The 22,362-nt window shown below is 60.9% G+C and carries 20 protein-coding genes and 1 tRNA gene; 5 read left to right on the top strand and 16 right to left on the bottom strand.

What is annotated here, in order from left to right; all coding sequences use genetic code 11:
• Positions 1-93: 93 nt before the first annotated feature.
• Together SM764_RS13545 and acnA are read right to left on the bottom strand one after the other, a co-directional pair.
• Complete coding sequence (locus SM764_RS13545) at positions 94-456, bottom strand: DOPA 4,5-dioxygenase family protein (protein ID WP_369002023.1); 363 nt, start codon at positions 454-456, stop codon at positions 94-96.
• 103 nt (positions 457-559) lie between these two features.
• Entirely contained in the window at positions 560-3,247 is a 2,688-nt protein-coding gene (gene acnA / locus SM764_RS13540; protein ID WP_274833489.1) for an aconitate hydratase AcnA, read from the bottom strand.
• Between the two features lie 245 nt (positions 3,248-3,492).
• Between acnA and SM764_RS13535 the strand changes: the two genes are divergently transcribed.
• The gene (locus SM764_RS13535; RefSeq protein ID WP_369002022.1) at positions 3,493-4,200 is read left to right on the top strand and encodes a DUF1223 domain-containing protein; all 708 of its coding nucleotides are present in this window, start codon (positions 3,493-3,495) and stop codon (positions 4,198-4,200) included.
• Between the two features lie 44 nt (positions 4,201-4,244).
• Here the strand turns inward: SM764_RS13535 and SM764_RS13530 are convergent, their stop codons facing one another.
• From SM764_RS13530 to SM764_RS13505, 6 genes are all read right to left on the bottom strand, one after another.
• The gene (locus SM764_RS13530) at positions 4,245-5,168 is read right to left on the bottom strand and encodes a lysophospholipid acyltransferase family protein (RefSeq protein ID WP_369002021.1); all 924 of its coding nucleotides are present in this window, start codon (positions 5,166-5,168) and stop codon (positions 4,245-4,247) included.
• A gap of 126 nt (positions 5,169-5,294) precedes the next feature.
• Positions 5,295-6,440 (bottom strand): flagellar motor switch protein FliG, encoded by a 1,146-nt coding sequence (locus tag SM764_RS13525; RefSeq protein ID WP_274833494.1) that lies wholly within the window; start codon positions 6,438-6,440, stop codon positions 5,295-5,297.
• 77 nt (positions 6,441-6,517) lie between these two features.
• Entirely contained in the window at positions 6,518-7,066 is a 549-nt protein-coding gene (locus tag SM764_RS13520) for a tetratricopeptide repeat protein (protein ID WP_065270459.1), read from the bottom strand.
• A 185-nt stretch (positions 7,067-7,251) separates the two neighbouring features.
• Entirely contained in the window at positions 7,252-8,556 is a 1,305-nt protein-coding gene (gene purB / locus SM764_RS13515) for an adenylosuccinate lyase (RefSeq protein WP_369002020.1), read from the bottom strand.
• A 129-nt stretch (positions 8,557-8,685) separates the two neighbouring features.
• On the bottom strand, positions 8,686-8,943 hold the full coding sequence (locus SM764_RS13510) for a DUF6455 family protein (protein ID WP_369002019.1): 258 nt from the start codon (positions 8,941-8,943) through the stop codon (positions 8,686-8,688).
• Positions 8,944-9,112: 169 nt separating this feature from the next.
• Positions 9,113-10,333, bottom strand: coding sequence for a bifunctional alpha/beta hydrolase/OsmC family protein (locus SM764_RS13505; RefSeq protein WP_369002018.1), 1,221 nt, complete (start codon positions 10,331-10,333; stop codon positions 9,113-9,115).
• Positions 10,334-10,435: 102 nt separating this feature from the next.
• Here SM764_RS13505 and SM764_RS13500 point away from each other — a divergent pair, with 102 nt between their 5' ends.
• A complete protein-coding gene (locus tag SM764_RS13500) occupies positions 10,436-10,984 on the top strand; it encodes an NUDIX hydrolase (protein WP_369002017.1) in 549 nt (182 codons plus the stop codon).
• Positions 10,985-11,101: 117 nt separating this feature from the next.
• On the top strand, positions 11,102-11,872 hold the full coding sequence (locus SM764_RS13495; protein ID WP_369002016.1) for a heme-dependent oxidative N-demethylase family protein: 771 nt from the start codon (positions 11,102-11,104) through the stop codon (positions 11,870-11,872).
• Positions 11,873-11,914: 42 nt separating this feature from the next.
• Here SM764_RS13495 and SM764_RS13490 read toward each other — a convergent pair whose 3' ends face one another.
• The 6 genes from SM764_RS13490 to SM764_RS13465 all read right to left on the bottom strand — a co-directional run bounded on the left by SM764_RS13490 (position 11,915) and on the right by SM764_RS13465 (position 18,755).
• The gene (locus SM764_RS13490; RefSeq protein ID WP_369002015.1) at positions 11,915-12,940 is read right to left on the bottom strand and encodes a hypothetical protein; all 1,026 of its coding nucleotides are present in this window, start codon (positions 12,938-12,940) and stop codon (positions 11,915-11,917) included.
• A gap of 329 nt (positions 12,941-13,269) precedes the next feature.
• Positions 13,270-14,067, bottom strand: a complete 798-nt coding sequence (locus SM764_RS13485) for a lytic murein transglycosylase (protein WP_369002014.1) — start codon at positions 14,065-14,067, stop codon at positions 13,270-13,272.
• A gap of 99 nt (positions 14,068-14,166) precedes the next feature.
• Positions 14,167-15,417 carry an Hsp70 family protein gene (locus SM764_RS13480; RefSeq protein WP_369002013.1) on the bottom strand — a complete coding sequence of 417 codons (1,251 nt, stop codon included), beginning with the start codon at positions 15,415-15,417 and terminating at the stop codon, positions 14,167-14,169.
• A gap of 124 nt (positions 15,418-15,541) precedes the next feature.
• Positions 15,542-16,723: an ATP-binding protein gene (locus SM764_RS13475; protein ID WP_369002012.1), complete on the bottom strand. Its 1,182-nt coding sequence runs from the start codon at positions 16,721-16,723 to the stop codon at positions 15,542-15,544.
• Between the two features lie 193 nt (positions 16,724-16,916).
• Positions 16,917-18,323 (bottom strand): type I glutamate--ammonia ligase, encoded by a 1,407-nt coding sequence (gene glnA, locus SM764_RS13470; protein WP_065270449.1) that lies wholly within the window; start codon positions 18,321-18,323, stop codon positions 16,917-16,919.
• A 93-nt stretch (positions 18,324-18,416) separates the two neighbouring features.
• Positions 18,417-18,755 carry a P-II family nitrogen regulator gene (locus SM764_RS13465; protein WP_369002011.1) on the bottom strand — a complete coding sequence of 113 codons (339 nt, stop codon included), beginning with the start codon at positions 18,753-18,755 and terminating at the stop codon, positions 18,417-18,419.
• Positions 18,756-18,927: 172 nt separating this feature from the next.
• Between SM764_RS13465 and SM764_RS13460 the strand changes: the two genes are divergently transcribed.
• Positions 18,928-20,655 carry an NAD(P)H-hydrate dehydratase gene (locus tag SM764_RS13460; protein ID WP_369002010.1) on the top strand — a complete coding sequence of 576 codons (1,728 nt, stop codon included), beginning with the start codon at positions 18,928-18,930 and terminating at the stop codon, positions 20,653-20,655.
• On the opposite strand, the gene SM764_RS13455 is transcribed toward SM764_RS13460, so the two are convergent.
• Positions 20,652-21,185 (bottom strand): Hint domain-containing protein, encoded by a 534-nt coding sequence (locus SM764_RS13455; protein ID WP_369002009.1) that lies wholly within the window; start codon positions 21,183-21,185, stop codon positions 20,652-20,654. The genes SM764_RS13460 and SM764_RS13455 overlap by 4 nt on opposite strands.
• A 225-nt stretch (positions 21,186-21,410) precedes the next feature.
• On the opposite strand from SM764_RS13455, the gene SM764_RS13450 reads away from it, so the two are divergent.
• Positions 21,411-21,495 (top strand) — tRNA-Leu (locus tag SM764_RS13450).
• A gap of 94 nt (positions 21,496-21,589) precedes the next feature.
• Here SM764_RS13450 and SM764_RS13445 read toward each other — a convergent pair.
• The gene (locus SM764_RS13445) at positions 21,590-22,216 is read right to left on the bottom strand and encodes a tyrosine-type recombinase/integrase (protein ID WP_369002008.1); all 627 of its coding nucleotides are present in this window, start codon (positions 22,214-22,216) and stop codon (positions 21,590-21,592) included.
• Positions 22,217-22,362: the final 146 nt, after the last annotated feature.

Below are 22,362 nucleotides of genomic sequence, written 5' to 3'. Positions count from 1 at the left end.
GTCCGCAAAAAGCCGGATATCGCCGCCGCATGAGGGCGCGTCGGCGATGCGCGGCGGCCTTGCAGCCTTGTCCCGCGCCATCGCGTTCTGATTTCAGGCAAACTGGGACAGATCCAGCTCCAGCCCGGTGCCGAGCCAGATGCCGTGATCACGGTGATCGGCCAGCTCATCGCCGGTTTCGGGGTGGGCAAAGACAATCAGCCCGTCCCGGTTCAGCGCCAGCCAGGGCAGCAGCTGTGCGAACTGTTGCGGATCGGCGGCCAGTTGGCAGGACCACATCGGGTGCGGGCCGACCAGCTTGTCATGGACGCGGCCCATCTTGACGCCAAAGATCTCTGCCGCGCGCTGGCACAGGACCAGTGCCTGTTCCACCGTGTCGGCATCGAAATAGACATGGGCGTGATAGCCGGTGATGCAGCCAGTCTCCTTCAGACCTATCTTCGTCGTGTCAGTCATGCTCTGATCCTCCTCCCTTATTCTTTTGCTATTCTCGGTAAGGTCTCTAACAGAAAAGGCGACCCCGGGGGGCCGCCTTTTGCAATTCCATGTGGCGCGGGCCTTACGACTTCGCGAGGTTGCGCAGCACGTAGTGCAGCACGCCGCCGTGTTCGATGTACTCGATCTCGGGCGCGGTATCGATGCGGCACTTCAGCGTGATGGTCTTGGTGGTGCCATCTGCGTAGGTGATGTCGCAGGGCACTTCCTGCTGCGGCTCGATGGTGTCGAGGCCACGGATCGAGACGGTTTCGTCACCGGTGAGGTTCAGCGACTTGCGGGTATCGCCAGCGGTGAACTCGAACGGGATAACGCCCATGCCAACCAGGTTGGACCGGTGGATACGCTCAAAGCTTTCGGCGATCACGGCCTTGACGCCCAGCAGCGCGGTGCCTTTTGCGGCCCAGTCACGCGAGGAGCCCGCGCCGTACTGTTCACCGCCAAAGACGACCAGCGGAGTGCCCGCTTCCTGATAGGCCATCGAGGCTTCGTAGATCGAGGTCTGCTCGCCATCGGGGCCTTTGGTGTAACCACCTTCAACGCCGTCCAGCATCTCGTTCTTGATGCGGATGTTGGCAAAGGTGCCGCGCATCATGATCTCGTGGTTGCCGCGACGCGAACCGTAGGAGTTGAACTCACGCGGGGCCACCTGACGTTCGATCAGGTACTGACCGGCCGGGGTGGTGGTCGCAAAAGAACCCGCCGGGGAGATGTGGTCGGTGGTGACCATGTCGCCCAGGATCAAGAGCGGCTTGGCGCCCTCGATGTTCGAGATGGTGCCCGGCTCGGTACCCATGCCCTGGAAGTAGGGCGGGTTCTGGATGTAGGTCGACGTTGCGGGCCAGTCATAGGTCTCCGCATCGGTGGTTTCGACCGCCTGCCATTTTTCGTCGCCTTTGAACACATCGGCGTATTTCGACAGGAAGGCCTCGCGGGTTACGGTTTCTTGCACGAGGTCCGCGACTTCCTGTGTCGAGGGCCAGATGTCTTTCAGGTAGACGTCCTTGCCATCGGCAGTTTGGGCGATCGGGTCGTTGGCCAGATCGATGTCCATGGTGCCTGCCAGCGCATAGGCGACAACCAGCGGCGGCGAGGCCAGGTAGTTGGCGCGCACATCGGGGCTGATGCGGCCTTCGAAGTTGCGGTTGCCCGACAGGACCGAGGTTGCCACCAGATCGCCTTCGGCGATGGCGTCGGAGAGTTCCTGCTGGATCGGACCGGAGTTACCGATACAGGTGGTGCAGCCATAGCCAACGAGGTTGAAGCCGACAGCGTCCAGATGCTCTTGCAGGCCTGCGGCCTCAAGGTACTCGGACACCACCTGCGAACCCGGCGCCAGCGAGGTTTTCACCCAGGGCTTGCGGTTCAGGCCCAGCTCATGCGCCTTTTTCGCAACCAGACCCGCGCCGATCATCACGTAGGGGTTGGAGGTGTTGGTGCAGGAGGTGATCGAGGCGATCACGACCTTGCCGGATTCCATGGTGTAATCTTCGCCTTTGACGGCCACTTCCTTGCCCATCGGGCGTTTGAAGGTGTTTTCCATCTCCTGACGGAAGGCGGCTTGGGCGTTGGTCAGCGGCACGTAGTCCTGCGGACGCTTGGGACCGGAGATTGCCGGAACGATGCTGCTCATGTCGAGGGACAGCGTGTCGGTGTAGACCGGTGCGTAATCCGCATCGCGCCAGAAACCGTTTTCCTTGGCGTAGGCTTCGACCAGCGCGATACGGTCTTCGTCGCGGCCGGTGTTGCGCAGGTAACGGATGGTTTCCGCGTCGATCGGGAAGAAGCCGCAGGTCGCGCCATATTCCGGTGCCATGTTGGCGATGGTGGCACGGTCCGCCAGCGGCAGACGGTCCAGACCTTCGCCGTAGAATTCGACGAATTTGCCCACAACGCCTTTTTGGCGCAGCATTTCCACGACTTTCAGAACCAGGTCGGTGCCGGTGGTGCCTTCGACCATGTCGCCGGTCAGTTCAAACCCGATGACTTCGGGGATCAGCATCGAGATCGGCTGACCCAGCATCGCGGCTTCGGCTTCGATGCCGCCAACACCCCAGCCCAGAACGGCCGCGCCGTTGACCATGGTGGTGTGACTGTCGGTGCCGACCAGTGTGTCGGGGTAGGCGACTTCATTGCCGTCCTGATCGGTGTCGGTCCAGATGGTCTGGGCCAGGTATTCCAGGTTCACCTGGTGGCAGATGCCGGTTCCCGGAGGCACAACGCGGAAGTTGTTGAAGGCGCCCTGACCCCATTTCAGGAACTGGTAGCGCTCCATGTTGCGCTCATACTCGCGGTCCACGTTCATCTGGAACGCGCGCGGGTTGCCGAATTCGTCGATCATGACCGAGTGGTCGATGACCAGATCAACCGGGTTCAGCGGGTTGATCTTCTGGGCGTCGCCACCCAGCGCCTTGATGCCGTCGCGCATGGCGGCAAGGTCCACAACGGCGGGAACGCCGGTGAAATCCTGCATCAGCACGCGGGCCGGGCGATAGGCGATTTCGCGCGGGTTCTGGCCGCCGTTGGCGCCCCATTCGGCAAAGGCCTTGATGTCTTCGAGCGAGACCGAGAAACCGCCGTCTTCAAAGCGCAGCATGTTTTCCAGAACGACCTTCAGCGCCGCCGGCAGTTTCGAGAAATCGCCGAGGCCGGCTTCGGTGGCTGCGGGGATCGAGTAATAGGAAATCGACTTGCCACCGGCGCTGAGCGTGCGGCGCGTCTTGGCATTGTCCTGTCCGACGGTGATAGGCATGTTGGCCTCCCTCTGGATGTGATAATGGGGAATTCGCTGCAGGCTATCTGCAACAGGTTCGCCCTTCTTTCAATAGGGGAAACGCCTTCTGGTGCATTTTTTGTATGCAATAGTACACAAGAGCGCATGCAAAGGGTAAACCAAGTCTCAAGAATGATTGATTGGTGTTCAGAATTGGGTTGGGGTACACCGGGGGGCCAGCGAGAGTTGGCCTGCGGATCACGACCAAAGGGGTACTCCGAACAATGATGCGTTTTGCCGCTCTTGCCAGTGTGTTGTGCCTTGCGATGCCTGCCGCGATCCGTGCGGAAGAGGTGGATCAGCCGGTGGTGGTAGAGCTCTTTACCTCGCAGGGCTGTGCGTCCTGCCCGCCGGCCGATGCCTTGATGCACAAACTGGTAGAACGTGAGGACGTTCTGGCGTTGGCGTTCCATGTCGACTACTGGGATTACATCGGCTGGAAGGACGTCTTTGCCGATCCGACCTATACTGAGCGGCAAAAGGATTATGCCCGGGCGATGGGCCGTAACATGGTTCATACTCCGCAGATGATCGTGATGGGGCAGGAGGATGTTCATGCCGCCGACCCGCTGAAAGTAGGTGATGCGATCAAACGGCACCAGACCGGCGCGCAGCCGGTGGCGCTGGATCTGACGGCAACGGCGGCCGGTGTCGAAATCTCGGTGCAGGCTCGCGGCGCGCTGCCCAAAGGGGCGATGAGGGTTGATGTGGTGCGGTTCACGCCGCTGCGCCGGGTGTCGATCAGCCGCGGAGAGCTGGCAGGGCGGACCATGGCCTATGCCAATATCGTTGAGGATTGGCAGCAGATCGCAGAATGGGACGGGCAGGAAGACCTGAACCTGACCGTGCCGCTGCCCGGGGATCAGTCGTTGGCCGTGCTGGTGCAAGAGGCTGGCAGCGGCCCCATCGTAGCCGCCGCGCAGCTGAAGTAATCAGCGCCAACTCCTGGGGGCGTCTGTACCTGCCGTGGTCGGCATTATCCCGCGGGATCGGTATTGGGCTTTTTCGGCGGCGTGTATGCTTTCCAGCGCCGGTGGATCCAGAACCACTGCCCCATATGCTTGCGGATGACGCTTTCCAGATCGTCGCAGATCGCGCGGGTCATGGTGATGGGATCTGACGCCGGAATTTCCGGGTTGAGGTGGATTTCGAAATCAACGCCATTGGGTTGCCGGATGCCGTAGACCGGGATCAGTGCCGCGCCGTATTTCAGCGCCAGTTCCGCAGGAACGGTAGAGGTGACGGCAGGCTTGCCGAAGAATGGGATCTCCTCGCCGCCATGCACGTGCAGGTCGGCGACGATGGCGATATTGCCACCCTTTTTCAGATGGCGGACCATTTCGACCATGCCGCGTTTGCCCTGCTCGAACATCGGTTTGCCGTTGCCTTCGATGGCACGGACGTAGTGATCATTGAAATAGGGATTGGCCATGCGCCGGTAGAGCGACCCCATCGGGAAACCGTGTGCGATCAACCCGGCCCGGGCAGCGTCATAATTTCCGAAATGACCGGTGACCAGAATCACAGGGCGCCCGTCAGCGCGTGCTTTCTCGAGCGCGGTCAGACCCTCACCGGTGATTGGCGCAGCCTTGGCGCGGGCAAGGAAGGGTGCGCCTGCATAGAGCTCGGCAAAGGTGCGCCCGGCGTTGTCGGGGACTTCGCGGCAGAGCCGGTCCACCTCCTCGGGCGGCAGGTCGGGGCAGACGAGGGCCAGATTGTCACGGATCCGCCGGTCAAAGCCCGCCAGCGGCGCGGCGGCGCGCACCAGACGACCCATGGCCGCCAGCCGCGCGCGATAGGGGATCAGCCCCATGGCGCCGATCACGCCACGCAGAAAGAGGTTGCTGGCAAAATACTTTGCCTTTTGGGCCGGAGAAAGCTCGGAGGCGGCGACGGGCATTGTGGGTATGGGCCTGCTGGGCTGGGATCACATAGAGCATGTCTACTTAATCCCGGCCGCCATTGTGTACAAGCCGTCAGCCGGTACCCGAAGCGTATCGGTAGAGACAGCGGGAGAGATCAGGACTTACTCGTCCTCTTCGCCGTCCTCAGACCTCAGCTCGATTTCCCCGTTGTTCACCAGATCGCGCATGGCGTTGACGATCAGGCTGAAGGCGATTTCGCCATCGGCGCGTTTGACCTTGCCGCGTTCGGTGACTTCTTCACGGATGTTGTTGGCCATACGGTTCGACATGTTTTCCAGCAGGAATTCGCTAGAGGCAACGTCCTCTTCCGCGCTGGCAAAGGCGATGGCGGTGACCACATCGGGCTGGGACAGCACGCGCATCAGCTTGGGTACATCCAGCGGGTGCATGCGCTCTGCGATCAGACCGTAGGTGAAGATCGCCTTTCGCACGTCGCCGGCGAATTCCTCGTCTTCTTCTTCCAGTGCGGTCAGAACCTCGTCCCGTTTGGCTGCGGCGGCTTCGGTCAGGATGGCACCGACGCGCTGGCCCGGGGTGGTGTCGAAGGCCAGATCCGGGCGGGCCTCCACCTGCGCTGCCAGGGACAGGCCGATCCGATCGACTGTGTCCGGGGTCACGTTTTTGGTATGGCTGACGGCATAGGCGATTTTCCGGGCCACGGGGCCGGGCAGGGCAGCCAGCATCTGTGCCGCCTTGGCGGTGTCGAGTTTCGACAGCAGCACGGCCGCAACTTCGGTGCTTTCTGCTTCGGCGAGCGAGGCGAGATCTTCGGGTGCAAGCTGTTTCAGACGGTCCCAGGGATTGCCGAACTGACGCACGCCGGCCTCTTTGCGCAGGCGGCTGGCGGTATGGCGGCTGATCTTGCCATCCATGGCGGTCAGCGCGCCAGCCAGCCCGTTGGGGAAGGTCAGGCCAACGTTGTCGAGCATTTCGGCAAACTCGCTGGCAACGGCATAGAGCGTTTCGCGGTCGACGATGCGCATCTTCCCCATCTGCTGGGTCAGTTCCATCTGCAGCTCATCGGGCAGTTCTTCAATCGGGATGTCAGCGCCTTCGTTCAGCAGCAGGCGCACGACGATCGCCGCCTTTGCCTTGCCGCTCAGATGGGAAGCGGAGCCGCCGAGCGATCCACCCATGGGACTATCCATTCCTCCCCCCATTCCACCAAGCGGAGCCGGAGCCGAAAAATCTCCCAATCCATCACCGCCTGTCGCCATGGGGAGCGCCAACATCTGGTCGTCTTGCATCTATAGGACCCTTGCCAAAAAGATTCTCTTTCTGTTGGGATCAAGATAGGCCATTAGCGGTAAAGAAAGACTAAAGCTCAATAGCTTGAGGTTTGTCCGCTCTGCAGCGCCTTGTAGAGCGAGACCTCAGGCCAGCTGCCAGTGCCGCCACGCGCACGGATTTCCTTCCACTGTGCCAGGGCCAGCCCCAGTTTTCCTTCCTCGACAAAGCCTTGTCCCATATAGGAGCGGGCCAGAAGGTTGTCGGGATCGGTAGCAATGGCGCGCTGGTAATAGGCGTTCGCCTCATCTGGCTGGCCGAGCTTACGGGCGGTGAAGCCCCAGTAGGTCAGGACCCGACCTTCGCTTTGATCCGGCATCGCGGCCAGAACCATTTGCGCGTCTTTCAGTCGGCCCGCATAGGCCAGTTCACGCACCGCGTCATACAGCGTATCGGCATCCAGCGCCGAATCCTTGGCGTCTACGCATTTGCCTTTTTTTTCGTCCCAGACCTGCGCTCCGGTACATTCCTTGGTGGTTTGCGTGGTGGTCGGAGCCGTGAAGGTATTGTCGCCAGCGGCAAAGGCAGCCCCGGAAAGTGACATCGCGGGCAGGGACATCACGGTTGCAAGAACGATGGCACGCATTGGGGATCCTCATTACGGGTTATGGAGTGAATCTAGCCTGATTTACTGGCTCAGGGGAGGGGAATTCCTAGGATAAGGGAGCTTCCGGTACTCTCTGGCGAATATTTGCCCAGTGGTGGGTGCGTAAATGAAAAACGCCCCGCCATTTTGGCGGGGCGTCGTCATCAGGAAGACGGGAAGGCGGTTCAGGCGCCGAACACCCGTTTGAAGATCGTGTCGACATGTTTGGTGTGATAACCCATGTCGAATTTTTCCTTGATGCCATCTTCGCCGAGAGCGGCAACAACCTCGGGGTCTGCAAGCAGCAGTTCCTGGAAATCAAGGCGCTCTTCCCAGACCTTCAGCGCGTTGCGCTGCACCATGGAATAGGCGTCTTCGCGGGACACGCCCGCTTGCGTTAGCGCCAGCAGCACCCGCTGCGACATCACCAGACCCGGGAATTTGTTCATGTTTTCCAGCATGTTCTCGGGGAAGATCAGCATCTTGTCGATGACGCCGGTTAGACGGTTCAGGGCAAAGTCCAGCGTCACGGTGGCGTCCGGGCCAATGCCGCGTTCGACCGAGGAGTGCGAGATATCGCGCTCGTGCCACAGCGCCACGTTCTCCATTGCCGGGATCACGGTCATGCGGACCAGGCGCGCGAGACCGGTCAGGTTCTCGGTCAGCACCGGATTTTTCTTGTGCGGCATCGCCGAGGAGCCTTTCTGGCCCATCGAAAAGAATTCCGCGCCTTCCAGAACTTCGGTCCGCTGCATGTGGCGGATCTCGATGGCGACGTTCTCGATCGAGGATGCGATGACGCCCAGAGTGGCAAAGAACATCGCGTGACGGTCGCGCGGGATGACCTGGGTCGAAATCGGTTCGGGCTTGAGGCCCAGTTTCTCGCAGACGTGCTCTTCCACCGCGGGGTCGATATTGGCAAAGGTGCCGACCGCGCCGGAAATCGCGCCGGTGGCGATCTCTTCGCGGGCCCGCTGCAGGCGCGCCTTGTTGCGGTCCATCTCGGCATAAAAACGGGCAAAGGTCAGCCCCATGGTGGTGGGTTCGGCGTGGATGCCGTGGCTGCGGCCGACGCGCACGGTGTTCTTGTGCTCCATCGCGCGTTTCTTCAGCGCCGCCAGCAGGTTGTCCATATCGGCCAGCAGGATGTCGGCGGCGCGCACCAGTTGCACGTTCAGGCAGGTGTCGAGCACGTCGGAGGAGGTCATGCCCTGGTGCACGAAACGCGCTTCTTCGCTGCCCACGTGTTCTGCAAGATGGGTCAGGAAGGCGATGACGTCGTGTTTGGTGACGGCTTCGATCTCGTCGATGCGGGCGACGTCGAATTCCACGTCCTTGGCCTTCCAGACGGCCTCGGCGTTCTCGCGCGGGATCACGCCCAGATCGGCCATCGCGTCACAGGCGTGCGCCTCGATCTCGTACCAGATGCGGAATTTGGTCTCGGGGGACCAGATGGCGACCATGTCGGGGCGGGCATAACGGGGGATCATCGGCGGAAACACCTTTCGCAATTGCGGGAACACTTGCGCCGCGTCATAGACCGCTCTGCTAAAAGGAACAAGCCGCCACGGCGGGGGCGGGACGTATTGTCCGCCTGCCGTGGAGCCTAGCTGATCGGGTCAGTCCTGGCTGATACGGTCAAAGACGTCCTTGTTGCGGCAATAGGTCGGGGCCGTGTCCAGATGGTCCTGATCCGCTTGCAACTGGGTGCAGCCTGCCTGATCGTCGCAATGGCTGCAGCGCATGATAGCGCGCATCAGCTTGGGGCCTTCGTGTTCGGGGTCGCGGGCAATGATCTCGCCCATGTCGATGCCCAGCCGGTCGGCCATGCCGTTCACGAGGTCCGAGCTTTGCTCCAGTTTCTTCACCAGTCCCATGTTGCGTCTCCTGTCGTGCCAATAAGGGTGCGAATGCATTGCAGGCGATCATGGCTAAGAACGAAGGGCGGGCCTTGATATCGATCAATCGGCGCAGGAATTGCGCGGACGGGCGGCGAAAAAGCCGCCTGTCCGTATCGTATATGGATTACGCTCAGCAGCGCTGAGCTTAGTGAGGCGAAATGTCTACCGTGATCACCCGGGCACCGCTTTCCAATGTGCGATGCACCGGGCATTTGTCGGCAATCTCCAGCAGCCTTGCGCGCTGATCCGGTGTCAGGGTGCCGCAGAGGCTGATTTTCCGGGTGAATTGATCGATCTTGGCCGGACCCGCTGGGGCAGCATCCTGCGCGTGCACCTTGTCGTGGCACACATCAACTGAAACGCTGTCAAGCGGCCATTCCTTGCGCCGGGCATACATCCGGATGGTCATCGAGGTGCAGGCGCCAAGCCCCGCTGCGACGAAACCATAGGGGGACATCCCCCGATTGGTGCCGCCATAGGCCAGCGGTTCATCGGCCAGCGCGTGGTGATGGGGGCCGGACTGAATGTCCTGCAGGAAGCCTTCGGGATCGGCTTCGGCAACCCGCACGATCCCCTCGGGCGCGCCGGGGGGCGGGGCGGGCGGTGTCATCTCCACATAGCGCCCGGCCCAGGCGGCAATCACCTCGGCGGCGTATTCGGCATCTTGCGCGCGGGAAATCAGATGGTCCGCGTCATCCAGCGTGACAAAGCTCTTGGGGTGTTTGGCGGCGGCAAAGATCTCGGCCGCGTTGTCGATCCCGACAGTTTCATCGCGCGGGGCATGCATCACCAGAAGGGCCGCATCCAGACCTGCAATGCAGGGGCCCAAGGCGCTGGCGCGGATATCGTCAAGAAACTGGCGGCGAATGGTGAAGGGACGCCCGCCAAGGCAGACCTCGGCGGCGCCGACCGCTTCGATCTCGGTCAGTTGGGAGCCAAAGTTGTGGGCCACATGTTCGGGATCATAAGGCGCGCCAAGGGTCACCACACCGCGCACCGAAGGAATGCCCGCGCGGGCGCGCAGAACCGCGGCACCGCCCAGCGAATGCCCGATCAGCAACTGCGGCGCCATATCGCGCCCCGCCAGATAGTGCGCGGCGGCAATCAGGTCCGAGACATTGGAGGAGAAGCTGGTGTTCTCGAACTCCCCATCCGAATGTCCAAGACCGGTAAAGTCAAAGCGCAGAACCGCAATACCCATCGAGGCCAGACGCCCCGCGATGCGCCGGGCGGCCGGGATGTCCTTGGAGCAGGTAAAGCAATGTGCGAACAGGGCGGTGGCAAGGACAGGCCCCTCGGGCAGGTCGAGGCGCGCAGCTAGCGCGGTCCCGGCGTGTCCGGGAAACGTGATGCGTTCTGTGGGCATGGAAGATTGGCCTTTGGTTTTCTCGATCCTAAGGTGCGGCAGCAGGCGGGGTTCGGCAAGGCGCGGGCCGAAAATAACACGTGAAGGTGAAGGGGCGAGACCATGGAGCACATCATCGGCATCGGAGGGTACAGCCCTGAAACAGCACGCGACCATGACATGTGGTCCCGTCTTGGCCGGTTCTGCGCGTCAGAACCCCGCGCCTTTGATCGCGATCCGGCCACCGGGCATGTTACCGCTTCGGCCTTTGTTCTCTCTGCGGATATGTCGTCTGTCCTGTTGACCCACCACGCAAAACTGGACCGCTGGCTGCAGCTCGGAGGCCATTGCGACGGGATTTCCGATGCGCCCTTTGTGGCCCAAAAGGAAGCCTATGAGGAAAGTGGCCTTTCCCGGCTTGAGATGTTGTCGCCGCAGGTGTTTGACGTCGATATTCATGAAATTCCGGCATCGCCCAAAGAATGCGCACATCTGCACTATGACGTGCGTTTCCTGTTTCGCGCTGCGGCGGGGAAAATTCAGGTCAGCCACGAATCCCACGCGCTCGAGTGGGTACTTGTGGACCGGCTGGAAGAGCGAACAACAGCGCCTAGTGTGCTGGTAGTGCGTGAGAAACTGCCGGGATTTCTGCGCGGGGCCAGTGCCTGCTGACGGCAGTGCGCCTAAACCTGTCTCTGCGACGGTGGGTCGCGTGATTTTTTAGTGGTTTTTGGCTGAACGGGACACAGGGCCTCCTCCTTTTGATCAAATTTATGCTAGCACCATAACATGACAGCGATTCTACAGACCCAGATCCCGTACAACCCGCTTGCCTCGCAACGTCTGCCGGGGATCAAACCCTTGCCGGTTGCCGATTGGCTGCGTTCGGATGATGCCTTTGGCGACCAGATGGCGGAGCGTGAGCGCCTGCTGGACACGGCCCGGGACAAGGTCCTGATGCTGGATGAGGGCGGCCGTCCCGCTGCCGAAGAATTGCTGGAACGCGTACTGGCCCATCTGTACCCCGGTGCTGAGGATCAAGTGCAGCGCCCCGATGGGGTGACGGTGCGGATCGATTGGCAGGATCCGCTCGGAACCCTTGGCCGGATCACCCAGCAGGATTTTTGCATTCTGGAGAAACCCGAAGGCGCGGCGGAGCACGTGCTGACCGGCGCGGTTCTGTGTTTCCCGGCCAGCTGGACATTGTCTGAAAAATTCATGCGTCCGTTGACTGCCATTCACGTGCCGGTCGACAGCTATGACGCCAATATTGCGGCCCGGGTGCAGCGGCTGTTTGACGGCGTGCAGGTGGATCGCCCGCTGTGGCGGTTCAATGCGCTGTGGTATCACGATCCGATGCTGCACCAGCCCCGCAGCGCCAATGCGCCGCGCGAACAGCCGCGCAGCGGAGAAGCCGGGTTCATGCGCAGCGAAACGCAGAGCATTCTGCGTCTGCCTCGCACCCGCGCGGTTGTCTTTTCGATCCACACCTTCGTGCTGAGCCGCGCCGACGTCATGCGCCAATGGCAGCAGGACGAGCAGGATATCGAGACCGTATAGGCTGCATCCGGCAAGGGCCCTCTGGTCCGGAGGCTCCGGAGTTCAGGGGGTAGGCAGCTTCAGGACCTTTGCTGCGGCTTGAACCATTTCCGTACTTTGCAGCAGGGCCAGAAAGACACCAAGGCTCAGGGCTTGCCTGCGCGGGGTCAGCTGGGAGCCCCTGAGCAATTCAACCAGCAAAAGCAGCAGGGCAGCGGGCGCCGACAGCATCGCAACCAATCCGGTTGCAGCCCATGTCACGATGCCTTGCGCCCGCGCACCGCCTTGAGCGGGTTTTAGGCCCGACAGATCCACGACCTGATCGGCGTGTGCTGGATCGGTGCGCACGTGGCGGGCGCATTGCTGGTCCAGATCATCTGCCATTGCCTCCACTGGCGCGAAACAGGAACGTCCGCGCGGCTTCTCGGCCACGGGCGCCGAGTTTGCGCCACTGCGAGCGGTAAACAGTTTTGCCGAGGTCCGCGATTTTCCGGTCGGTTTGAACGGGGAGGGCGTTGGCAGGGCAGTCCGGGCGGAGCGGCGCCGGGGTAAGGCACTACGTGGGTGGATATTGTCGGACGCCGGGCGGCTGAGCAGGGAGCCCGGCGTCCTTTCGGCCGTGGCCTGCGCCTCTGCCGTATCTGCCATGTCTACCGCGTGATGCAGGTTGAAGACGCCGAGAAAAGCGTCGCAGGTCATCGCCTTGGGCGCGTCCTGCCAGAACACCACCGTGGGCGATAGCGTTTCGGCCAGACGGCGCAGGAGTACCGCGAGCAGGATCTCGGTGATCTCGCTATCGCTGCCGCTGGGGTAGAGGCGCTCCATGGTGACCTCAAGGAAGATTGCCGGAGCAGAAAGGCCCGCCGGGACATGCATGCCAAGCCGCAGCGGTAGGCGCCGCAGCCGCAGGATAACCCGGTACTGATCGCCTTCCATCTCGACCCGGTTTGCCGCCCGAGTGTTGATCTGCGCCATCGGGTGGCCGTATTCCTCAAGCATGTCGACCGCCTGGATCAGCCCCTTGTTGAGGAGCCGGTTGCTGCGGGTCTTGAAACCGAGCCTGCCTTTGAACTGTTCTACCTGTGTCATTCTCAAGCCTCCTTCGTTCGGGGTGCCGTCAACCCAATATTACAAAGGGAAAAGGCACAAAGTGAGGCATCCGAACAGGTTCTGAGGGGCGGGGTAAAAAATCCCGCCAGGGCAGGTCGGTAAATTTTTACTCAAATAAAAACAATGTGATGTCAGTCGTGTTTGGCGCAAGCCCCCGCCGAATGTGGCTGAAACCGGGCGCCCTGCGGCCATGTTGATGCCATAGTGATTACAATGCACGGCAAATGGACGGACTGTTCGCAGTATGGGGGAATGGACTCAGTTGGCGCCCTTGCCGGAAATCCGCGGCCGCGCGCCAAGCCCGAGATTCAGCCGTCGATCTGCTGCCCCATGATGGCCAGTGATTGCTGATAAACGGTTGCCGCATTCCATTGTTTCAGGACTTTGTAATTCGGCTGCCCCGGCTGGTATCCCTTGCCCCGTTTCCAGCCTTTCTTGCGCAGGTAATTCGCGGTCGAGGCCAACGCATCCTGTTGATCATAGAAATCAACGCGCCCGTCGCGGGTCCAGTCCACGCCATAGGTCAGCGCATTTCCGGGCAGGAATTGCGTATGGCCGAGCTCGCCATGTTTGGCGCCGAGTGTCGCGGGTGTGATCGCGCCCTGATCCACCAGCTTCAGCGCGCCGATGGCATGGGGCCGGAAGAAATCAGAGCGGCGGCAATCGTAGGTCAGGGTCACGATGGCCGAAACCACCTGACTGTCCCCCATGAAATGGCCAAAGGCGGTTTCCATGCCGTGAATGGCGATCAGGACACCTGCGGGCACGCCGTATTTCTTTTCCAGCGCCGCGTAGAATTGTGGGTTGCGGGCCTTGCGTTTGCGCCCCTGCGCAACAATCGTGGCTGAGCCGCGCAGCTGCATGAATTTCTCAAGGCTATAGCGAAAGCTTTTCTGATTGCGGTCGGCGGCGATGGTGCGGCTGGCGTATTGTGCCTGTGCCAGTGCCTTTAGTCCCTTGCCCTTGACGCCTGCGCGCTTGGCCTCGGCCGCAAACTCTGCCTTCCAGCTGGCAAAGCCCGCAGAGTTATTGCCACAGGAGGCGGCAACAGAGGCGACCGGTAGCAAAGAAGTCAGGGACAGGCAGAGAACGGGTAAAACACGCATGGTGGGAGCTTTCGGAAACTGGAACTGGATGTCTCCAGCCTACCGCTCCCGCGCAGGAAATATAGCGTGATGTGATGCGTTTCAGCGCTGGTGTTGCTCTCAGGCAAAGGCCTCGGCGGCGGCGATGGCTAATCCGTCAGCCACGGCCGTCAGCGCATGACGGTTTTCCACCGTCGCGCCGGGGCAAAGCCGCTGAATTTCTTGCTGCAGACAGCCCAGCAGCGCCGAGCCCCCAACCAGAACGATGCGGTTAACCTCTTCCGGGGCAGCGCCTGCCAGTTTCAGTGTTTCTGCGGCGGCTTCGGCCAGTTCCTGCATCTGTGCCTCCAGTAGGGCCGTTATATCATCGCCAGATAGAGAGGCCTGCAGGCCGCGCTCCAGAACCTTGAGATCGATCTGTGCGCCGACGTCCTGCGGGTGGTTGGCTGCGATCTTGCCGCGCTCCACCGCAAAGGCGATGTCGTGGCCCAGTTCATCCTCCAGCGTGCTGACGAGGCGCGCCAGTTTGTCCGGCTCGCTCGCCTGTTGCTGGAGGTCACGTGCGGCGCGGCGGTGCTCGGGAGTATAAAGAAACGGGATCATCTGCCAGCTGGACAGATCGTTGTAGATCCGGTTCGGCGCGGGCAGGGTGCCGCTGCCGAAACTGTTGCGGATACTGCTGCCACGCCCCAGAAGCGGCATAACACGGGCCAGGCTGATCTTCTGGTCGAAATCGGTACCGCCCAGACGAATCCCGTAGGAGGCCAGAATATCAGTGGTGCCGTCAGCGTCCTGCCGGAAGGCGGTAAAGTCCGAAGTGCCCCCACCGATATCGACAATCAGCCCCAGCCCCGAGCGGGCCTCGGTTACGCGCAGCGCCGCTTCGGGCTCCAGCATGAAGCGCACGTCCTGAAATCCGGCAGCCAGGTAGCAGGCACGGAGGTCGTCTTCGGCCTGGGCGTTGCGGGCCTCATCGCGGCTGTGAAACCGCACCGGACGGCCCGACAGGGCATGGGTGAATGTCATGTGGGTCTGCGCCTCGGCGCGGGCTTTGACCTCGGCCAGAAACTGGGTGACTACCGCCGAAAGGGTCATTCGCTGCCCGCCAAGGCGACGTTCCTCGTGCAGCAGGGGCGTTCCAAGGAGGCTTTTGAGGGCGCGCATGAAGCGGCCCTCGTCGCCGGAAATCAGCGCCCGGGTGGCGCTGCGTCCGATGCGCATCTTGCCGCTGTCGGGATCAAAGAAAACCGCAGTGGGAAGGGTCTGTTCGCCCGGTTCCAGTTCAATCAGCCAGGGGCGCCCGCCCGCCGCCACACCTGCCGCCGAATTGGAGGTGCCAAAATCGATGCCTAAAGTAATTGGGGCGGTCATTGGCCTGTCTCCTGCGGGTCCGGGGAGCGACGGCTTTACAGGCAGAACGGGCGGGGTTCAAGAATGACTGCCCCGCACATTTGCCTTTGTCATCCGCAGCGATGGGGGAACGCGGTTGATCGGTTCAGGTCGCAGAGGATCCGCTTGGTAGGGTAACCCGAAAGGTGGAGCCTTGTCCGACCTCAGATGACACTTCCAGCAGGCCATTGTGGTTGGAACAGATCCGGCGGCTGAGTGTCAGGCCAATGCCGGTGCCATCGTATTCATTCGGGTTGTGCAGCTTCTTGAACAGCTGAAAAATCTGCTGCTGATCTGAGGTTGAGATCCCAGCGCCATTGTCGGTGACGTCGATGCGTTCCTGCCCCTTGTTGGCCCCGGAAACGGACGTAATGGAGACCATGGGTTTGCGCGCGCCTGAGCGGAAGGTGATGCCATTAGTGATCAGGTTCTGAAATAGGCAGCGCAATTGCATTCGGTTGCCAGTCACCACCGGCAGGGGGCCAATGTCGACGGTGGCCCCGGCATGCTGGATCTCGCCTTGCAGATCCTGCACCAGCTCGCCCACCAGCGTGTTGAGATCGATGTCCCGCTTTTGGATGCGGGCGCCGACCACGCGGGAGTATTCCAGAATGTCATTCATCTGCCGCATCATGCGGGCTGCGGTCTTCTGGCTTTGCTCCAGCAGGAAAATTCCGTCCTCGCTCAGCCGGTCGCGTTCGGCATCCAGCTCCTGCAGCAGCAGGTTGAGCGTATTGGCTGGCGATTTCAGATCATGCGAAACCGCATAAGTGAATTCGCGCCTCTCCCGGTTGATATGTGCCATTTCAAGCATTGTTGCCCGCGTCCGGATCGCATCGGTGGCGCAAAAGGCCAGTTGCCGCAGCAGGGATATGTCCGCCTCAGTCCAGGCGCGCGGTTTGTCATCGATTACCGCCAGCACCGCAGCGGGTACACCGCCGGGTCGATAAACCGGCACGCCAAGATAGGAACCAATGCCAAGCCCCTGGGCAATACCCGTGCCCAGATCCGGGGGAGGGTTGGGGGCATCTTGAACAGTCACGGGGGCATTTTTTTGGATCACGTGCTGGCAAAAGGAATGAGACAGAGGCGCGTACCGATCCTCTGCCGCCGGGCCGCTAAGCCCGGTCTGACTGGTGAAGAATTGACGTTTTGCGTCGCTGTCGATGGTAGAGAGCAGAGCCACCGGGGCGCCAATGGTGCGTTGTGCCAACCGAGTCAGGTTGTCGAATTCCGGGTGGGGCGGGCCGTCGATCAGCTCAAGATCCCTGAGGCTGAATTTCTGCATTATGAACGCTCGCTATTCTGAGAAACTCATGTCGCACCCTACGACATTATGGTGGCAGAGCTTAACCTTTTCTGAAGCGCCCACACCGCTCCAGATCTGAAGACTGCCACTGGTTGGTCCAGTGAAGACCGGACCTGTGAATGAAAAAGAGCGCCCGATGGGCGCTCTTTCATGGTTTCGACTGCCGCAGCTATTAGCAGCTGTAGTACATGCCGTACTCAACCGGGTGCGGGGTGTGCTCGTAGGTTTCGACCTCTTCCATCTTGAGCGCAATGTAGCCCTCAATCTGGTCTTTGGTGAACACGTCGCCCTGCAGCAGGAACTCGTGGTCGGCCGCCAGGCATTCCAGCGCTTCGCGCAGGGAGCCGCAGACGGTCGGGATGTCGGCCAGCTCTTCGGCGGGCAGATCATAGAGGTTCTTGTCCATGGCTTCGCCGGGATCGATCTTGTTCTTGATGCCGTCCAGGCCAGCCATCAGCAGGGCTGCAAACGCCAGGTAGGGGTTTGCGGCCGGATCGGGGAAGCGGGCCTCGACGCGCTTGGCTTTCGGGCTTTCGGTCCACGGAATACGCACGCAGCCGGAACGGTTACGGGCGGAGTAGGCGCGCAGAACCGGAGCTTCGAAGCCGGGGATCAGACGCTTGTAGGAGTTGGTGGACGGGTTGGTGAAGGCGTTCAGCGTTTTCGCGTGCTTCAGGATGCCGCCGATGAACCACAGGGCTTCGTCGGACAGGTCCGCATATTTGTCACCAGCAAAGAGCGGCTTGCCGTCTTTCCAGATGGACATGTTCACGTGCATGCCGGTGCCGTTGTCGCCTGCGATCGGTTTCGGCATGAAGGTTGCCGATTTGCCGTAGGCGTGCGCGACGTTGTGGATCACGTATTTGTATTTCTGCAGCTCGTCCGCCTGTTTGGTCAGGCTGTCGAAGATCAGGCCCAGTTCGTGCTGGCAGGAGGCAACCTCGTGGTGGTGCTTGTCCACCTTCATGCCCAGACGCTTCATGGTCGACAGCATCTCGGAACGCAGGTCCTGTGCTTCGTCGACGGGGTTGACCGGGAAGTAGCCGCCCTTGACGCCGGGACGGTGGCCCATGTTGCCAACTTCATACTCGGCATCGGTGTTCCAGGACGCGTCGGTCGCGTCGACTTCATAGGACACCTTGTTGATCGAGTTGGAGAAGCGCACGTCGTCGAACAGGAAGAATTCCGCTTCCGGGCCCATGAACGCCGCATCGCCGATGCCGCTGGACTTCAGGTAGGCTTCGGCCTTCTGTGCGGTGCCGCGCGGGTCACGCTCGTAGGCTTCGCCGGTGTCGGGCTCTACAACCGAGCAGTGGATGCAGATGGTTTTTTCCGCGTAGAACGGGTCGATATAGGCGCTCTCGGTGTCGGGGATCAGCTTCATGTCCGAAGCTTCGATCGATTTCCAGCCCGCGATAGAGGAGCCATCGAACATGAAGCCTTCTTCGAGGAAATCCTCGTCGACCATGTCCACGTCTACGGTGACGTGCTGCAGTTTACCACGTACGTCGGTGAACCGGATGTCGACATAGGCGACTTCCTCGTCCTTGATCAGCTTCAGAACTGCGTCCTTGCTCATTGGTGCTTTCCTCTCCGTAAGAAAATTCGTGTGTTGCTGCGCCAACCCGCTACGCTGCCTTTGGCAATCCCGGCGCGCTGGCGATATCTGGTATTAAAGTGCGTCGGGGCCGGTTTCGCCGGTCCGGATGCGGATGGCCTGCTCGACCGCGCTGACGAAGATCTTGCCGTCGCCGATCTTGTCTGTCTTTGCCGCGTTCACGATGGATTCGATCGCGCCGTCCACCTGATCGTCGTCCAGAACCACCTCGATTTTCACCTTGGGCAGAAAATCAACGACGTATTCGGCGCCGCGATAAAGTTCCGTGTGCCCCTTCTGGCGACCAAAGCCCTTAACCTCGATCACGGACAGGCCCTGTACACCGACGTCCTGCAGCGCCTCTTTCACCTCGTCCAGTTTGAACGGTTTGATGATGGCTTCGATCTTTTTCATCTCGTGGGCTCCTCACAACCTTGTCGAAGCTGGTCAGATCATTTCTAAATGCTGGCGACAATGGATGCCGCCAAAGATGCCGGAAAATCAGCCTGCAAAATGGGCGTTGGTGTTTAAAAAATAATCACTGCGCACAAAAAACAATCACAATTGAATCGCGGGAGCCTGGAGAATGACCGAACTGCTGACAGCTGCCCAGATGCGCGCCATCGAACAGGCCGCAATCGAGTCAGGTAAGGTAACCGGCCTGGAGCTGATGGAGCGGGCCGGGCAGGGCGTGGTAGAGGCGATTTTCGAGGAATGGCCCGAGTATGAAAGTGCTCCGCAAAGCGCAGCAGTTCTAAGTGGACCGGGAAACAACGGCGGAGATGGTTTCGTCGTCGCACGCCTATTGGCTGGGAAAGGATGGCTCGTTAAGGTTTTCCTATATGGTGATCCGGACAAGCTCCCCCCCGACGCGCGCACGAACTACGAAATCTGGTTGGCTGACAATCAGGTAGAGGAGCTTTCTGAAAGAGGGTTTCGGAAAGAGCCCTATACGATTTACATCGATGCTCTTTTCGGAACCGGTCTGTCACGCCCGCTCGAGGGGACGGCGTTGGATGTTATCAGCCATATGACGGGCAGAAATGGTGACCGTTATGACGATTGTACCGTGGCCATCGACGCACCTTCCGGGATTTGTCTGGATAGCGGTCGATGGTTGGTGCCGCAGCCGCCATCGCTCAAAGAGCTGTTTGGCAAGCTTCCTGCGGGGGCGAAGATCCGAACGTCAGCACTGCCCAAGGAGCCTGACCCTCGGCCCCAAGCCAGACTGACGGTCGCGTTTGACTCCCCCAAAGTCGGTCACTTCATCGCCGCTGGCCCCACGCACTGTGGGCGTGTGGTAGTCAAGGATATCGGTTTGGCGAACTGGCGGTCTTTCAAACCTCGAAAAGAAGGGCAGCCGCCTTTTGTTGTGACCGAAAATGGCCCGGTTGGCATATTGCGTCCAGTCGGTGTTCGCCTCACAGGGCAAGCGCCAATCGTTGATGACGTTCGCAGTAAGATATCTTTCAAAGACACTTCCCGCTGGATGGCCAAGCGATCAGGCCACAAATTCTCCCACGGCCACGCCCTGATCCTGACGGGCGGTGCGGGCAAGACAGGTGCGGCACGGCTGTCGGCGCGGGGCGCGCTTCGGATCGGGGCGGGGCTGGTGACGCTTGGCGTGCCGCCAAGTGCCCAGCAGGAGGTCGCCTGCCAGATCACCGCGCTGATGTTGCAACGGGTTGCCGATGCCGAAGGTCTGGCTCAGGTGCTGGAGGATAGCCGCCTCAATGCGCTCTGCCTTGGGCCCGGAATGGGGCTTGATCGCGCGCGGGATCTTGTTCCTGCGGCACTGGCGGCCAAGCGGGCCACGGTGCTGGATGCCGATGCGCTTTCGGCCTTTGGCGATGCGCCGGAAGAGCTCTTTTCCATGCTGCATGAAAACTGCGTGCTGACGCCCCATGGCGGCGAATTTGCGCGGCTGTTCCCGGATATTGCCGCGAAACTGAATGCGCCCGCCACCAAAGGCCCGGCCTATTCCAAGGTGGACGCCACGCGCGACGCTGCCGCGCGGGCAGGCTGCGTGGTGCTGTTCAAGGGCGCCGATACGGTCATCGCCGCGCCGAATGGGCGCTGCTCGGTCAACTCCGCGCATTATGATCGCGCCGCGCCCTGGCTGGCGACGGCTGGGTCGGGGGATGTGCTGGCGGGATTTATCACCGGTTTGCTGGCGCGGTGCCTTAGCCCGATGCAGGCGGCGGAAAGCGCCGCCTGGCTGCATGTGGACTGCGCGTTGGAATTCGGCCCCGGACTGATCGCCGAGGACCTGCCAGAGCAGATCCCAGCCGTATTTCGCAAGCTAGGGTTTTAAGCCGCCGGGCGCAGATTGTCGCCTGCCGCGCGGGAGGTGGCGATCTCCATGCCGCCCGCGTAGATCACATGAGGGCGATCAAAGGTCAGGGTGCAGAGTTCCAACATCTGCATGCCTTCGTCGCGAATGAACTCCTCATCGATCAGTTCGAACGCAGGCACAACGGCCTGGGGCTGTCCGAACATCGCCTTGGCGCGCCAGTCTCGGATCAGAACCTGCTGGTTCAGCGGCAGCAGCAAATCGCCGCCCGGCTGCGTGTGCCCGAGCGATCCGGCTGCGAAGCGGACCGCATGCATCATGGCGCGGGATTTGCGAATCTTGCTCAGCGGAGTGAGGCCCTGCGTCCGTGTTATCAACTGATCCCCGGCTGTCAGAGTCTCAACGGCCAAAGCGCCGTCTTGGGTCTGGATCGGAGTGCCGGTAATCAGCGTAACGGAACTTTGGGCCGCGTGGCTGCCGGTCTGCTCGCGGCGACTTTGCAGGATGCGCGCAACGATATGCTGCGCAGGCGGATTCGCGTGCGGTTTCATGGGGTCTCTCGCTCTGCCTCAGTAGCATTTTATTTGTTTTTTCAGACACTAGCCATTTGGCGCGCCCGCGTCTGCGCAATTTTTCGCTTATGGGGGAAGCTGTGGCTGAGATGTGTCTTTGGTGCCGCAATCGAATAGTGTGGTTCCGGTGCGATTTCCTCTCGCATCCTGCGGCGGGCTTTGCTATTCAGCGGCTCACGCAGCGCCGGAAGGTGCTGCGCCAGTGCGGGTGTGGCGGAATTGGTAGACGCACCAGATTTAGGTTCTGGCGCCGCAAGGCGTGGGGGTTCAAGTCCCTTCACCCGCACCATTTTGATTTCAAATAAAAAATCACGACCTTTCGAGAGGCGACGAAAACTGGCGTTCGTCGGTTTCCCGTTTTATTTCCCGTTTTCTCGTTTCGTTCATGTTCTGGTCCTCCGCGCTTGAGCCGACTGCGAAAGCTGCTTTTGATTGGCCTGGCTGCGGTATTTTTTGACCATCTCAAGTGTTTTGTGCCCGGTCACTGCTTGGATCTCGCTATCGCTTGCGCCAGCCTCGGCCAAATGAACCGCCGCCGTGTACCGCCAGCCGTGAATCACGAATGCCTGTGCGCCTATCGCTTCACGCACGGCCATGACGCGCTGTTGAATGGTGCGCTTCGCAATGCCCTTTTGCAGGGATTGTGCGATGATGAAGCGACCTTTGCGTGGTAAACCGTCGAGGTAACGGCGCAGAAATTCTGGGCAGGCAACCCAGAGCCGTGCTGCGGTCTTTTCTTGGGCAACAGCAATGAATTGACCATCATAGTGTGCCCATTCCATGCTGATGATGTCGCCGATCCGCTGCCCCGTGCCGATGCCCAACATGAAAGCGGTCAGTTCCCATTCCAGCGAGTTGTTCTGGCAAAAGGTTTCAAAGGCGCGGAGTTTTGCGTCAGGCCAGGGTTGGTACTCACCGCCCTTGAGTTTTTTGACGCCGCTCGCCGGATTTGCGGTGATCCACTCCAAATCGATAGCATGGCGGGAGAGTATGGAAATCATTTCCACCATCGCGTTCGCTTTGCGCCAGGTGTCGTGACCTGCCCCCCGCTGGTCCCTCGCTCATGACGAGAGTCTGCGGGTTTGATTTTGGTAGTCGTCGGTTTCGGGTTTGGCAAGCGCGGCAGGCGCGGAGCCCTCAAATAGCTCAAGCGCCT

It is taken from the genome of Pseudophaeobacter sp. 1A16562 (assembly GCF_041008785.1).
GTDB classification, from domain to species: domain Bacteria; phylum Pseudomonadota; class Alphaproteobacteria; order Rhodobacterales; family Rhodobacteraceae; genus Phycobacter; species Phycobacter gallaeciensis_A.
Note: the sequence above shows the minus strand (reverse complement) of the source record. Positions and strands in the feature narration are given on the sequence as shown.